The 15,983-nt window shown below is 37.9% G+C and carries 8 protein-coding genes; 7 read left to right on the top strand and 1 reads right to left on the bottom strand.

The window, feature by feature from the left end; all coding sequences use genetic code 11:
* Positions 1-719 precede the first annotated feature (719 nt).
* Positions 720-1,223 carry an invasion associated locus B family protein gene (locus ACFINO_RS00655; RefSeq protein WP_375632169.1) on the top strand — a complete coding sequence of 168 codons (504 nt, stop codon included), beginning with the start codon at positions 720-722 and terminating at the stop codon, positions 1,221-1,223.
* A gap of 41 nt (positions 1,224-1,264) precedes the next feature.
* Positions 1,265-2,491 (top strand): 23S rRNA (adenine(2503)-C(2))-methyltransferase RlmN, encoded by a 1,227-nt coding sequence (gene rlmN / locus ACFINO_RS00650; RefSeq protein WP_375639479.1) that lies wholly within the window; start codon positions 1,265-1,267, stop codon positions 2,489-2,491.
* Between the two features lie 743 nt (positions 2,492-3,234).
* Here the strand turns inward: rlmN and ACFINO_RS00645 are convergent.
* The gene (locus ACFINO_RS00645) at positions 3,235-3,876 is read right to left on the bottom strand and encodes a LysE family translocator (protein WP_375617465.1); all 642 of its coding nucleotides are present in this window, start codon (positions 3,874-3,876) and stop codon (positions 3,235-3,237) included.
* 170 nt (positions 3,877-4,046) lie between these two features.
* Here ACFINO_RS00645 and ACFINO_RS00640 point away from each other — a divergent pair, with 170 nt between their 5' ends.
* The 5 genes from ACFINO_RS00640 (at position 4,047) to addA (ending at position 15,877) form a co-directional block, all read left to right on the top strand.
* Positions 4,047-5,282, top strand: coding sequence for an argininosuccinate synthase (locus ACFINO_RS00640; RefSeq protein ID WP_375617466.1), 1,236 nt, complete (start codon positions 4,047-4,049; stop codon positions 5,280-5,282).
* Between the two features lie 374 nt (positions 5,283-5,656).
* Entirely contained in the window at positions 5,657-7,318 is a 1,662-nt protein-coding gene (locus tag ACFINO_RS00635; protein WP_375654790.1) for a lysine--tRNA ligase, read from the top strand.
* Entirely contained in the window at positions 7,318-8,892 is a 1,575-nt protein-coding gene (locus ACFINO_RS00630; RefSeq protein WP_375654788.1) for a peptide chain release factor 3, read from the top strand. The genes ACFINO_RS00635 and ACFINO_RS00630 overlap by 1 nt, the downstream gene beginning before the upstream one ends.
* Before the next feature lie 386 nt (positions 8,893-9,278).
* Positions 9,279-12,398, top strand: a complete 3,120-nt coding sequence (gene addB, locus ACFINO_RS00625; RefSeq protein WP_375654786.1) for a double-strand break repair protein AddB — start codon at positions 9,279-9,281, stop codon at positions 12,396-12,398.
* Between the two features lie 2 nt (positions 12,399-12,400).
* Positions 12,401-15,877, top strand: a complete 3,477-nt coding sequence (gene addA / locus ACFINO_RS00620; protein ID WP_375654784.1) for a double-strand break repair helicase AddA — start codon at positions 12,401-12,403, stop codon at positions 15,875-15,877.
* The last annotated feature ends 106 nt before the right edge of the window (positions 15,878-15,983 follow it).

Raw genomic sequence — 15,983 nt, 5'->3', positions numbered from 1 at the left:
AATAATACGATTAAGCTATTATAAGCTACTAAAATCATTTTAGAAATTAATAATTGGATATGAAATATATAAGGAAATAAGATCAAAAGAAACAAAGTTGTATGTGATTATTGAGATAGAATCTAAATTCTTTATGTTTTATTATTAATATCTTGATAATATTTTATTATTTTTACAAGGTCTTTTGAAGATTGAGAAAAAGTGTTATCGGGACGATATTGAATACGAAATATGAATGCACTATAATGAGTAAAAGATGGAGTATTTTGCGAACATAAATGTATTGAATGCATAAAGTCGAGAAGTGATATTCGTAAGGCGATTAAGCTTTTTTGCGGGGAGTCCGGGGTGTATTTTCAAAATTTTGCATCAGATTGCTTGTGATATAAAGAGTATGGTTTATTTCTTAACAGAGTGATGGTATATTTTTATCTCGTTTTGAAGTTCTATAGCTTAAAGAAATCGTTTTTTATACAAAAACGAAATAAGTAGCGTAAAATGGAGATATTATTTTTTAATGTGGTTATTGAATAAGAAGTTTATGTTTTGGTAACGATTAAAAGGTCACAATGAAACGTAGAAATCTATTTTGATTAGTGTGAAAATATTTCGCTTATTGAAGGAATTAGGACAATAACACATGAATATCGAGGAGTTTTTGTTGAATTTTTCTAATGAAGAAAATCTTGTTAGAGACTAAAGAAGTGAGCTAAATGAAGATGTTTGAGAAGACTGTTATTGCTGCATCTGTAATGGTTTTTGTTACAGCGGGAGTGGCATATGCACAAACGCCAAGCCGTTTAAATCAATTTGAAGCGTGGGGAGCCTATTCTTATAAATCGCCCAAAAATACGATTTGCTATGTGTTATCGGTACCTTTGAAGGCTCTTCCAACGACAGTTAATCATGGTGATAACTTTTTCTTGGTTACCAAGCGTTCTCATTCACCTATTTCGTTTGAACCGCAGTTTATGGCTGGTTATACCCTTCAAGAAGGGTCGAGAGTGACAGTGACCATTGGAGGTAAGGACTTTGATTTTTTCACGAAAGATTCCTCAGCTTGGCTGGCGTCATCAGAGCTAGAAAAGCAACTTGTTTCTGCTATGCGTGCTGGAAGCAATATGACAGTGCAAGCGATATCAAAACGAGGAACGCATACCACTTATACTTATTCCTTAAAAGGGGTCACTGCTGCATTAAATGCAGCTCAAAAGTGCCATTAAGGTTTCGATAACTCTAAAATAGTGATGTGAATTGGAAAGCAATGGCCATTTCTTATGACCTTAGACCAGTTGGTTCATGTTTTGCACGAAAAACAGATAATGTGGTCGTGAAGGAGAGTTCTAAGCTCTCTTTAATTGGTTTGTCGCAAGATGAAATGATGCAAGCTTTAAAGACAGTTAGTGTACCAGAGCATCAAACGCGTATGCGTGTGCGTCAGCTTTGGCATTGGCTTTATGTGCGTGGTGTTTCAAATTTTGATGATATGCTGAATATTTCTAAAGCAATGCAAGAAACACTTAAGTGTCATTTCTCCATTGCGCGCCCAGAAATTGTTGGAGAACAAATATCAAAAGATGGTACGCGTAAATGGCTCTTACGTTTTCCTGCACGTGGAGCTGGAAGGCCTGTTGAAATTGAAACGGTTTATATCCCTGAAGAAGGACGTGGTACTTTATGTCTTTCATCGCAAGTAGGGTGTACGTTAACCTGCTCTTTTTGCCATACGGGAACGCAGATGCTTGTTCGTAATCTGACCGCAGAAGAAATTTTGGCACAATTATTGGTTGCACGTGATTGTTTGGGTGATTTTCCTGATAAGAATACCCCTGATGGAGCAATTGTTCCCATTGAAGGACGAAAAATTACCAATATTGTTATGATGGGAATGGGAGAACCTCTTTATAATTTTGAAGCTGTTAAAAAAGCTTTATTGATTGCCTCTGATGGCGATGGACTTTCTTTATCAAAACGTCGAATTACGCTTTCAACTAGTGGGGTTGTTCCTGGAATTATCCGAACTGGAGAAGAAATTGGTGTTATGTTAGCAATTTCACTCCACGCAGTACATGATACACTAAGGGATATGCTTGTTCCCATTAATAAAAAATATCCGCTTGCTTTACTAATGGAGGCTTGCCGTAATTATCCTGGTCTTTCCAATGCAAAACGAATCACATTTGAATATGTTATGCTGAAAGATATCAATGATAGTTTAGATGATGCTAAGCGATTGATTCAGTTATTGAAAGGGATTCCTGCTAAGATTAATTTAATCCCTTTTAATCCGTGGCCAGGGAGTAATTATCAGTGCTCTGATTGGGAGCAAATCGAGCGTTTTGCTGATGTCGTTAATCAAGCGGGCTATGCTTCTCCTATTCGGATACCGCGTGGACGCGATATTTTAGCTGCATGTGGACAGCTTAAATCGGCTTCAGAGCGCTTACGTAAATCTGAACGTTTACGACTTGAAAATGCTATTGGTCATTAGTTAACGTAATTTTCAGCTATATCAAGGCCTATACTTTTTTGTTTGTAATTTAATATCCAAACCTCATGCGATGGCATATGTGAGACAGATACTAAGATGGATAAGTGCTAGACGAACAGTTTCAGCGTTTATATGCTAAATGGGGTAAGATATTGTCTATAGTCTCGTTTGTATAATCTCTGAAATTAAGAAGGAAGCCTAATTTAGAGGGAATATGAGGTCTTAAGGATTATAACTAATTTTTACCTTATTATCATACTCTTTAATTCGGTTTTATGTCTTTTAAAAGCATCTACGGTAATATATTTTAAAAAGTGGAGATTGTGCAGTGCCTCATGTTTTTGTTTATTATTTTCTTAAATAAGATCACGCATCACAAGCAAAACAGAGGATCTAAAATATAAATACCATTGAGTTATCCATTGATATGTTTTTTAAGTATCTCTTAGTGCACTCTTCATATCACGATAATGCTTGTGAGGAGTATAACAAAAAGCTTCTGTGAAATGTATTGTACTCCTACACCTTTATGTTTAATAAAGGTGTAAATTGGTACTACCATTCTATTTTTTAGCTCCCAATGTTGTAACAGCTTTTAGCACTTGAGATGGTTCATAAGAGGTGTTTTTATTCTTTTCTTAGATAGTTTTTATCCATACGAAAACTCCAGCTTCTCTTGTGATGTACAAAGGAAAGGTATTGTTTTTTTATTTAAATTAAAAGCGATACATTACACTTATAAATCAATGTTTTGTAACCACAAGGAGATGGAGGGCAAAGCTGGTAAAAGTACCAGCAATAAGCCAGTCGAGAAAGCGAATATAAAGAGGGTTCTTTTTGAGAGTTTTGGTAAGTTTATGCGCTGTAAAAACGATTGCAATTGTAATGGGGAAAGAAATAGGAATATAAGAGAGTCCTAAAAAGAGTAATTTTTGTGTTGCCATAGGATCATTCGCATTGATAAATTGTGGTAAGAATGTCGCGTTAAAGAGTATAACTTTAGGATTGAGAAGATTAATTCCAATACCAGCAAGATAGTTACGTTTAGCGCTTTGAGATTTAGAAGATGTCTGTTCAAAGGAAAAATTGGGGTTTCTCCGTAACGCTTGAAAGGAAAACCATAAAAGATAAAAGGCGCCAACAATTTTCAGAAGAACAAAAGTATGTGGTGCAGCAAAAATAAGCGCTGATAAGCCAAGTGCTACAGCCGTAACCTGAATGGCAAATCCTGTTGCACTACCCAAGGCGCACATAATTCCAGCTTTTTTGCTTTGTGTAATGGTTCGTCCTACAGAAAGCATCATATCTGGTCCTGGAATAAGTGCTAAAATCAACGATGCTAAAGCAAATTGTACAACAATAGACCACTCCGGTAGAAATGACACGTAAATCTCCTTTTGTTTTTAAGCAGTGTTCACTATTTATACTTTGAGGCACCTTTATTTACGCTTTTTGCGTCTTTTTAATGTTGCTTAAAAAGAATTTATTTTTATATTTCTTGCATCGTTTTGATTTTTGGGTAGAAATAAAAAAGTAGCTCATATAGAACGTTAAAATGAAAAAGTGGCAAAATATTAGAAAAGTTGTTTTGGCTTATTCAGGTGGATTGGATACGTCAATTATTCTTAAATGGTTGCAAAGTGCGCTAGGTGTTGAAGTTGTAACTTTTACAGCAGATTTGGGGCAGGGGGAAGAGCTAGAACTTGCTCGTCGTAAAGCTGAAATGCTAGGTGTTAAAGAGATCTACATTGAAGATTTGCGCGAAGAATTTGTGCGTGATTTTGTGTTTCCGATGTTTCGAGCCAATACCGTTTATGAGGGGACTTATCTTTTAGGAACATCAATTGCACGTCCACTTATTTCAAAACGCCTTATTGAAATTGCTGAGGAAACAGGGGCAGATGCCATTGCTCATGGAGCAACAGGAAAAGGCAATGATCAGGTACGCTTTGAGCTTTCCGCTTATGCGCTTAATCCTGATATAAAGATTATTGCTCCATGGCGTGATTGGGATTTTAAGAGTCGGACAGATCTCTTTGAATTTGCTCGTATTCATCAAATTCCTGTAGAAAAAGATAAGCAAGGTGAAGCGCCTTTTTCAGTGGATGCAAATTTATTGCATTCTTCATCAGAAGGAAAGATTTTAGAAGATCCAGCACTTCCTGCTCCTGAATATGTCCATATGCGTACTCTTTCGCCGGAAGATGCTCCAGATCAAGCAACCAGAATTACTCTTGGCTTTAAAAAAGGCGATGCTGTTTCAATCAATGGAAAAAATTTATCTCCTGCAACTTTACTTGCAGAATTAAATCGTTACGGGTGCGATAATGGTATTGGTCGGTTAGATTTGGTAGAAAATCGCTTTGTGGGTATGAAATCGCGGGGTATTTATGAAACACCAGGTGGAACCATTCTTTTGACGGCTCACAGAGCTATAGAATCTTTAACGTTAGATCGTGGCGCAGCTCATTTAAAAGATGAGTTGATGCCACGTTATGCAGAACTCATTTATTATGGATTTTGGTTTTCGCCGGAACGTAAGATGTTGCAGGCAGCTATTGATTTATCTCAAGAACATGTTGAAGGTGAAGTCACGTTAAAGCTTTATAAGGGGAATGTAATTATTGAAGGGCGCCAAAGTAAGAAATCACTTTATTCCAGTGAGTTAGTAACTTTCGAGGATGATCAAGGTGTTTATGATCAAAGAGATGCAACTGGTTTTATTAAATTAAATGCTCTACGTTTGCGTACATTAGCAATGCATCATCAAGGTGATAAAGAAAAGAAATAGAAAGTTACGGTGACAAGTGTAAAGTAGGTGCAGTGCTTTTGTATGAAATGCCTAGTTTAAGCATTTTTTCTGTTGGTTTTTACCGTTCTTTCGTTCAATACTAGAAGCTTATCTTTTGCGCTAATAAATATAATAAGCAAAACCCATGACAATAATAGCAATGAAGGCTTCGATAATCAAAACAAGTCAATTTTGCTTTATAATATTGAATGTTTTTGATTTTTATCAGAACAGAATATGTTTATAACGAGGGCGGTTTTTGTATTGTGGCTTAGAGTATAAAGAAATTTTCATCTTTTTGCTTGCTATTATTGACGAATAAATTCAAGAACCATACACCCTATTTTGAAAGAGTGTAATTTTTAGGATAAATAATGATGCGTGATCAGTGTGATACCCTCAACCTTACGCCTGAATTAAAAGATGCAGCTTCTCAATCGAGAACTTGGCCATTTGAAGAAGCACGTAAGATTATCAAACGGTATGAAAAAACGGGTTATCCAGACAGTCTGATATTTGAAACAGGTTATGGCCCTTCTGGTTTACCGCATATTGGAACTTTTGGGGAAGTTGCACGTACAACCATGGTGCGTCATGCATTTCATATTCTCACGGAGAATAAAGTAAAAACAAAATTACTTTGTTTTTCTGATGATATGGATGGTTTGCGCAAGGTTCCTGAGAATGTGCCTGATCGCGAGAGGATGGAACATTATCTTGGTCAACCGTTGAGCCGTGTACCCGACCCTTTTGGAGATGATTATCCTTCTTTTGGAGCGGCAAATAATGCGCGGTTACGGGCTTTCCTTGATCGTTTTGGTTTTGATTATGAATTTGCAAGTGCTACGGATTATTACAATTCCGGTCGTTTTGATGAAACACTTTTAAAAATCCTTGCTTGTTATGACAAGGTTATGGCAATTATTTTACCAACATTAGGTGAAGAACGGCAAGCGACCTATTCACTCTTTCTACCGATTTCTCCTTTTTCTGGAAAAGTATTACAGGTACCGATGATTGCGCGTAATGTTGAAAAAGGGACTGTCACTTATATTGAACCTGAAACAGGAGAAACCATAGAAACAGAGGTTACAGGGGGCAAAGTTAAGTGTCAGTGGAAGGTAGATTGGGCAATGCGTTGGACAGCACTTAGCATTGATTATGAAATGGCCGGAAAAGACCTTATCGATTCCACAAATCTTTCTTCTAAAATTTGTAAAGTATTAGGTGGAAAGCCCCCAGAAGGATTCAACTATGAGCTCTTTTTAGATGAGAAAGGGCAGAAAATTTCCAAATCCAAGGGAAATGGCTTAACCATTGATGAATGGCTTACTTATGCCCCAACAGAGAGTTTAGGGCTTTATATGTTTTCAAAACCTAAAACAGCAAAAAGGCTTTATTTTGATGTTATTCCTAAAGCTGTGGATGAATATTATGCTCATCTTTCTGCTTATGGTCGTCAAAGTTGGCAAGAACGGCTTAGTAATCCTGTATGGCATATTCATAATGGTTGTCCACCGCAGGTTGATTTGCCTGTATCCTTTGCGATGCTTTTAAATTTAGTAAGTGCTTCAAATGCGGAGAATGCAGAAGTTCTTTGGGGTTTTATTTCTCGTTACGCTAAAGGAGCAAATGCACAAACTTATCCAGAACTTGATCAATTGGTGAAGTTTGCCATTAAATATTTTGATGTTTTTGTTAAACCAAACAAGAAATTTCGTATACCAGATGATAGCGAACGAGCAACATTAGCACAAATTGATGAAAAATTAGCTCATTTACCTGAAACTGTTGATGGCAACATATTACAAAATATGCTTCTTGATGTTGCACGGTTAACGGAACGCTATCAAGATCATAGCAAAAAAAGCCCTGAAGGTGGGCCTGGTGTTTCCAATGTTTTTTTTCAAATGTTGTATGAAGTTCTTCTTGGACAAGAGCGAGGTCCACGATGGGGATCATTTATAGCGCTTTATGGGATTAGTGAAATGCGTGCACTGATTGCTGAAACACTTGCACGACCTATGGAGGAATAATGGAACGAAGAGTGCAGGAAGTAAAGCGACGCCGTACATTTGCAATTATTGCTCACCCAGATGCGGGGAAAACAACATTAACAGAAAAGCTTTTATTGTTTGGTGGTGCTATTCAACTTGCAGGAGAAGTAAAAGCCAAAAAAGATCGTATTCAAACCCGTTCTGACTGGATGAATATTGAGCGTGATCGTGGTATTTCCGTTGTGACTTCGGTGATGACGTTTGAATATGAAAATCATATTTTTAATCTCCTAGATACCCCAGGCCATGAAGATTTTGCAGACGATACTTATCGCACGCTTACAGCTGTTGATAGTGCTATCATGGTATTGGATGGGGCCCGCGGGATTGAGCCTAGAACACTAAAACTGTTTGAAGTATGTCGGATGCGGGATATTCCTATTGTTACTTTTATCAATAAAATGGATCGTGAGGCACGTGATCCTATAGAGCTTTTAGATGAAATTGAAGAAAAGCTTGCTCTTGATACCGCCCCTATAACATGGCCCATTGGGACGGGTAAAGATTTTGTTGGTACCTATGACCTTCATCATAATCGTTTTCGTCAAAAAGATGATGAGATAACACAGCAAATAGTTTCAAATCCCAGAGAGATTTTCCATTTACTCCCTGAATATCAACGTTCCACTTTTATTGAAGGGGTAGAACTTGCTCAAAGTGTTTGCAAGAATTTTGATCTTCAAGCTTTCCGTGAAGGTCATATGACTCCGGTTTATTTTGGTTCAGCTTTACGAAATTTTGGTGTTCGTGATTTGATCAATGCACTTATTGATTTTGGTCAAAGTCCTCGTGATCAAAGTGCAGATCAGCGCAATATCATAGCAACTGAACCTAAAATGACGGGATTTGTTTTTAAAATTCAAGCGAATATGGATCCTAATCATCGTGATCGTATTGCATTTTTTCGGGTATGTTCGGGAACACTTGAACGTGGTATGAAAACAAAGTTGGTCCGAACAGGAAAACCGATGACACTTTCGGCTCCACAATTTTTCTTTGCGCGTTCGCGCCAAATTGCTGATCAAGCCTATGCTGGTGATATCGTAGGGATTCCTAATCATGGAACATTGCGTATCGGCGATACTTTGACTGAAGGAGAAGATATCCTCTTTAAGGGAGTACCAAATTTTGCACCAGAGATTTTGCGTCGTGTTTGTTTAGGCGATCCAATGAAAGCAAAAAAGCTCAAAGAAGCTTTGCAACAAATGGCTGAAGAAGGGGTTGTACAATTGTTTATTCCTGATGATGGGTCGCCTTCTCTCATTGGTGTTATTGGTGCTTTGCAAATTGATGTCTTAAAAGAACGATTAAAAATAGAATATTCTTTGCCAGTGAATTTTGAGTCTGCGCGCTTTAATTTATGCCGTTGGATTTCAGCGCAGAGCAAAGATGAGTTGCAAAAGTTTCTCAGCAATCACCGTTCTGCTATTGCGTATGATTTAGAAGGTGATCCAGTTTTTTTAGCGGAGAACCATTTTTCATTAAATTATGAAGCAGAAAGAGCTCCTAAGATAAAATTTTCTACTTTTAAAGATTATCAAGTAAGCTTTTAATGTAAAGAAGAATTTTTTATGTAACAATTTGGTTGATAATGATTTTTCATATTGAGTTGAGGATCTGAATATTGTTATTTTTTCTGAAAACAAAAGGAGTATGTAAAGAACACTTTCAGATTGCACTGTATAAAGAATACGGTAAATTTATTTATTAATATTCAATAAGTTATAATATATTTGTAATTGTAACGTCTTTTAAAATTTTGATATATTTTTTCACAATAGCTTAAGACAAGGTCATATATTTCAGTATTTTGAATGTCAGCTAAAAATCTCCTGTATAAATAGAGCTTTTCAGTTTTTTCTTGTATGAAAATTGTATACAGTCAAAATAATACAAATAATCAATAAGCTAAAATTTGTTATCCCAAATATGAGATCATATGACCCATAAACCGCATGTTTTTTCTATTTCTCTGGGAACTGCTTTTTTGCCTCACTTTGTTGATGCACTACTCTCTGGTAGCCTTATTGATAATTTCGCTTCAAGTGGAGACATTCAAACTGCCCTTGCCGATAGCCTTATTTATGTTCCGACACGTCGTGCTGCTCGCGCTTTACGTTTAGCTTTTGTTGAAAGAAGCGATACACAATCAACTTTCTTACCAACCATTCGTGCTCTAGGAGATGTCGATGAAGACAGTTTCCTTTTTGTTGAAAATCATACCAGCGCTCTGAATCCACCCATTGGAAAAAGTGAACGCTTACTGCTTTTAGCGCGCCTTATTCGCCCATGGCGTGAAAATTTACCTGCGCATCTGCGTGCCATGTTTGGTACAGAAGATGTGCTTATTCCGGCTCATAGTGCTGATGCGATTTGGCTTGCTCAGGATTTAGCGCATTTGATGGATGAAATTGAAACAGAAGGAGCAGATTGGTCGAAGCTTAAAGATATTGCACCTGACATGATCGCTGAATGGTGGCAAATAACGCTCGACTTTCTGACTATTGTTACGCAAAATTGGCCACAAATCTTGACCGAAAGGCAACGAAGCAATCCCGCTGAATGGCGTAATCAAGCACTCACAATGCATGCAGAGACTTTGCGATGCACGCAGCCTGATAAACCTATCATTGCTGCTGGTGTGTCGGGTTCTATGCCCGCAGTTTCTCATCTTTTAAAGGTTATAGCTTCTCTGCCCAAAGGGGCTGTTGTTCTTCCTGGTCTTGATCTCCATATGGATGAAGAACAATGGAATGCATTAAGCACAAGCAATAAAGAAAAAACAGCTTGCGATTTTTTTGATCCTGCAGAAAATGTTTTTAGCCATCCTCAATATCATTTAAAAAAACTTCTTTCTCTCATGGAGTGTCAACGTCATCATGTTTGCGAAATTGGCCAACAGAGCAGCACAAAGAAAAGAAGAATGGCTCTTTTATCAGAAGCACTCCGACCAGCTTCTACGACAGATAAATGGATACAAATTGTCCGTGATGATTATGAAAATCTTTGTGCAGATTGGTCATTTATTGAAGCTATAAATGAACGTGAAGAAGCTCTCGCTATAGCTGTTACCTTACGCAAAGCTATTGAAGAACCTCAAAAAACTGCGGCTCTTATTACAAATGACCGTAATTTAGCACGCCGTGTTGCCGTGGAATTACAGCGATTTGGAATTGAAGCAAATGATTCAGGCGGAATACCACTTGCACAAACATTGCCTGTAACTCTCTTACGACTTATCTTAGAAAATGTATTGCAACCTGATGATCCCATTGCTTTTCTTTCTCTTCTTAAACATCCCCTTACAACACTCCAACAAAATCGTCATCGTTTACGGGAAATGGCAGAAAATTTTGAACTTTTTGTTCTTCGAGGGAATACAGGGCGCATCAATCTTTGCGAGTGTGATCAATTTCTTGAAAAATGGATTGAAACATACTTTCATAATAGTTCTGAAATCAACGCTCTTGATCAGCAGAAATGTGAAGAAGCACGTTTCCTTTGTCATCTTTTGAGGACAGCTGTTGAACCTTTAACATCTCTTATGAAACAAGAGAAAGAATGCACCATCAACGAAGCTGCGATAGCAACTGTTGAAGTTTTTGAAAATTTTGGTCGCAATGAGGATAATTCTCTTGCACATCTTTATCAACACGAAGCAGGACAAGCCCTATCAAAGTTTTTACGTGAATTGGTCAGTGATCAATCAGGATTAACATTTCATCTTTGTGAATGGCCTGCTATGTTTTCTGCTATAATAGCAACTCGTTCCGTTGCACCTTCGCCTGGAGGACATCCACGTTTATTCATCTGGGGTACTTTGGAATCGCGTTTGCAAACGGTTGATACAGTGGTCATCGGCGGTCTTAATGAAGGGTCATGGCCGATATCAACCCGAAATGATGCTTTTTTATCGCGACCGATGAAAATGATGTTAACTCTGGAACCACCAGAGCAGCGTATTGGTCTTTCTGCGCATGATTTTCAATGGGCAATGGGAATGGATAAAGTGGTGATGAGTCGCGCATTGCGCGTTAATCATACGCCTTCCATTCCTTCACGCTGGCTACAACGCATGGAAACAGTTGTAGGAAAACAGGTTTGGGAACAAATCCGTGAACGAGGTGAAATACTACGCCATTGGGCAAAGATACTTGATCATACAAGCATAACTTCTGAGGTGGAACGTCCTTGCCCTTCTCCACCTCTTGATATACGCCCGCGCCATTTTTCAGTCACTGAAATAGAAACATTGCGATATGATCCCTATGCTATTTATGCCAAAAAAATCTTAAGGCTCAAACCACTTAAAGAACTTATTCATGATCCTAGCGCTTCAGAACGTGGAATACTTTATCACGCTATTCTTGCGGCTTTTTGTACACAAATGAAAAATCCAAATGATGCAAATGCACTCAACGTACTGCTTTCTATTGGACGTAAAGAATTTGATAAATTCAACTTTCCACCCGATATTGAAGTAATTTGGTGGAATAGTTTTGAAAATCTTGCTCCACGCTTTATTCAATGGGAACAAAGTTTAGGACTGCGAGAGCGATATTCGGAAGTGGTATCACAAAAAATCCCTATAGGAACAACAGGGGTAACCCTTTCAGGACGTGCTGATCGTCTTGATGTTTTGCCAGATAAAACGGTTGAAATTCTAGATTTCAAAACCGGAACGCCTCCTTTATCAAAACAAGTTCGTGAATTATTATTTCCGCAATTGGCTTTAGAAACAGCTTTGCTCATACAAGGGGGCTTCCCAGATTTTCAAGATTTTACACCTTCAAATTTATTTTACATTCCCCTTAACAAAAAAGGTGAAATTAAATCCCAATCAATTCTTTTAAAGAAAAAAGACGGAAAAACTTATCTAAGTGCTGTTGATCTTGCTGAAAATGCATGGGAAAATCTTATCGCACTCATAATTTATTATCAAAATCCACAACAAGGCTATCTCTCACATGCTGTCCCCATGTCAAAACGATATGAAGGTGACTACGACCATTTGGCTCGGTTGTGGGAATGGTCAAGTGGTTTTCATAAAGAAGAGTAATCATGACGTTTTTTTCTATTCCTGAAGCCGCTCTTGATGCACAAGCAACAGCAACACATCCCCAAAAAAACGTGTGGGTTTCTGCAAATGCTGGATCTGGAAAAACCCACGTTTTAAGTGAACGTGTTATCCGTTTGCTTTTAAACGGTACGCCTCCAGCACGTATTTTATGCCTTACTTATACAAGAGCTGCTGCTGCTGTTATGCAATCACGAATTTTTCGCACGCTTTCCAGTTGGAATGAGCTCGATGATGCACAGCTGCAAGAAACCTTAACACGGTTTGAAAAAAAAACTGTTAATGCGCAAAAACTAACTTATGCACGGCAACTCTTTGCGCGTGCCCTCGAAACGCCTGGTGGCTTAAAAATCCAAACGATTCATGCTTTTTGTGAATCTCTCTTGCATCAATTTATGTTAGAAGCCAATATTGCAGGGCATTTTGAACTTCCCGATGATATCAGTCGAAAAAAATTACGACAAGAATCTCGTCGTCAACTTTTAGCTCGTCGTGATGTACAACCTGCTTTGCAACAGTTACTTCAAGTTATTAGCGAACATACTTTTAACCAATTGCTCTATGAGGCAGTTGAAAAGCAACATAAATTGTCTGATTTTTTATCTTCTCTTTTATCTGAAAATGGAGAAGAAAAATTGCGCGCGCTTTTTAACTTAGCGCCCAATGAAACAAATCAATATCTTCTGGAACAAATTAAACAAACAGCGCGCCTTCCTCTTTATGCTCTTAAGCATTGTGAAACCAATGGTAATCAAAGCTTTAAGGATATGGTGGCAAAACTTTCCCAATTAGAAAAGGTGCATGATGAGACAAATATTCTCAATCTTATTTCTGATGTTTATTTTACAACAAAAGGTGAGCCGCGTAATTTTTCACATTTATCTCATAAAAAATCAGACGAAATTTGGCCTTTTATTCAACAAATGCTTGAAGATAAACAAAACAAGCTTTCTGTTCTTTTAGAAAAATATCAATGCGCAAAGGTTGCCACCCTCAATATGGCTGCTTTTCAGCTCTGTACTATTTATCTCAAAATTTATAAGAATCTAAAAAAGTCCAATGGCTTCTTAGACTTTGATGACCTTATTGAGCGTACACTTCATTTGTTACAGCGCAAAGGTGCAAGCCAATGGGTGCACTATAAACTTGATCAGGGACTTGATCATATTCTACTTGATGAAGCACAAGACACCAACCCTGAGCAATGGCAAATTATTCAACTGTTGGCACAGGAATTTTTTTCAGGGTATAGCCAACGAACAAACATACGGACTCTTTTTGCTGTTGGAGATGAAAAGCAATCTATTTATTCTTTTCAAGGCGCTGCTCCAGAAAATTTTGCTGCAAATGGACGAATTATTCAAAAAAAAGTGCAACAAACAAATCAACAATTTGAAAAAATACAACTGCATTATTCTTTTCGCTCTACAGAAGATGTTCTTAAAAGTGTTGATCTTGTTTTTGAAACACCAGAAAACTATAAAGGGCTTTCGGCAGAAAATACAAAAACGGTGCATGAAGCTATCCGTATTCACAGTCCCGGTGAAGTTGTTATATGGGATGCCATTTCCAAAGAAACGAGTGACTTTCCTCAAGATTGGCATACAACTGTTAATCATTTAGATACACCTGAAGTTCGTTTAGCAGAAAAAATTGCTGAAACGATTGCCGACTGGTTACAAAAAGGCGAAATGCTTCCAGCAAAAGGACGCTTAATACGTGCAAGTGATATTATGATCTTGGTCCGTAAACGTGATCAATTTGTCTCAGCTCTTTCCCGTGCTCTTAAACACCGTAATATTCCCGTAGCAGGGGCTGATCGTTTACAGCTTACCAAACATATTAGTATCCGTGATTTAATGGCGCTTGCGCGTTTTGTTTTGCAGCCACAAGATGATCTTTCTCTTGCTTGTGTTTTAAAAAGCCCACTTTTTGCTCTTAGTGAAGAGGAACTCTATCAGCTTGCCGTACACCGCACCGGCTCTCTTTGGCAAAGTCTGTGCGCGCATATATCATCGCAGGTATCTTTTAAAGATGCTTTTGAAAAGCTAAACCATTATCGCGCTTTAGTGGATAAAATACCAGTTTTTGAATTCTATAGCTATATTCTGAACAATGATAAGGGACGACAAAAAATTCTGTCTCGTTTAGGATCTGAAGCAAATGATGTGCTCGATGCTTTTATGGATTATACGCTCACTATTCAAAAAACAGGATTACCAGGATTACAAGCTTTTTTAGAAACATTAAGTGCAAGCGAACCAGAAATTAAACGTGAATTTGAACAAAGTAATGAAGAAATTCGTATCATGACTGTTCATGCTGCAAAAGGACTAGAGGCTGCTGTTGTGTTTTTAGTCGATCCTGGTAGTGCGATTTGGCATCCTCAGCATGCGCCTCACTTGCTTAAAGTTCCTTTAAACAATGCACAATGGAACGGAAAACAAGCCTTTATTTGGCATCCCAATGAAAAGTTTGATACAAAACTCTCTAAACAAGCAATTTCATATTTAAAAGAGCGTGCAGAAGAAGAATATAGGCGTCTTCTTTATGTAGGAATGACACGCGCTGAAGATCGCTTGTTTATTTGTGGGTATAAAGGTCCGAAAACGCCATCTCATACATGGTTACAACTCGTAAAAAAAGCCCTCGAACCGCATGCCCTTGCTATAAAAGATTCTTCGGAAGATATTGCAGCTTGGCGTTATTGCATTACACCTGCTTCTTCTGCTTCTATAAACTCAAAAGTTCCTTCCGCTGAATGCCAAACCTTACCACCTTTGCCTGCTTTTTTCTCTCATAAAGTACCAGCAGAACCAGTGTTACCAAAACCGTTAAAACCGTCAGTGGCGAGCCTTTCCATTGAAGCTGATACAGAGCTGTCCTCAAGTCCAAAACAGCTTACCACTTCACCTGTTTTAGGAGCCATGAACACAAACAGAGCTTTTTCCATTGAATATGGTAATCTCGTTCACCGATTGTTACAATATTTGCCCGATTGTCCCCCACAAAAACGTCGAGATTATGCTCGAAACTATCTCAATATCAAAGCCTCTCATTGGCATGAGAGCCAAAGAGAAGATGCTCTTTGCCATATTTGGAAAATATTAGATCATGTTTATCTCAAACCCCTTTTCTCTGAGCATTCACGTGCTGAGGTCTCCTTAATGGGTATTGTGAAAATTCGTGGAAAAGAACAAGCAATCTCTGGTCAAATTGACCGTCTCTACATCAAGCAAAACAGCATTATCTTTGCCGATTTTAAAACCGGAACTCCACCAGAAAATGAAGCTGCTATTGCTTCCCATCACTGGTTGCAAATGGCCCTTTACCAAAAATTGTTGCAAGCTATTCATCCCGATAAAGATATCCAGGCTCTGCTTATCTACAGTAAAGAAGCCAAAATTTTTAAACTTCCTCCAGAAAAACTTGAGGCATTTCTTCGTGAAGTTGCCTTATAAGTTACTCTTTTCCTTGCAAAGCATTTTTACATTTTATTTACTTTCATAAAATCGCTCAAACAAACACAACGCACAATCCCTGGTGTAAAAAAGTCCTTTAATAATT

The sequence above is a fragment of the Bartonella sp. AA83SXKL genome (genome assembly GCF_042196965.1).
GTDB lineage: Bacteria > Pseudomonadota > Alphaproteobacteria > Rhizobiales > Rhizobiaceae > Bartonella.
Note: the sequence above shows the minus strand (reverse complement) of the source record. Positions and strands in the feature narration are given on the sequence as shown.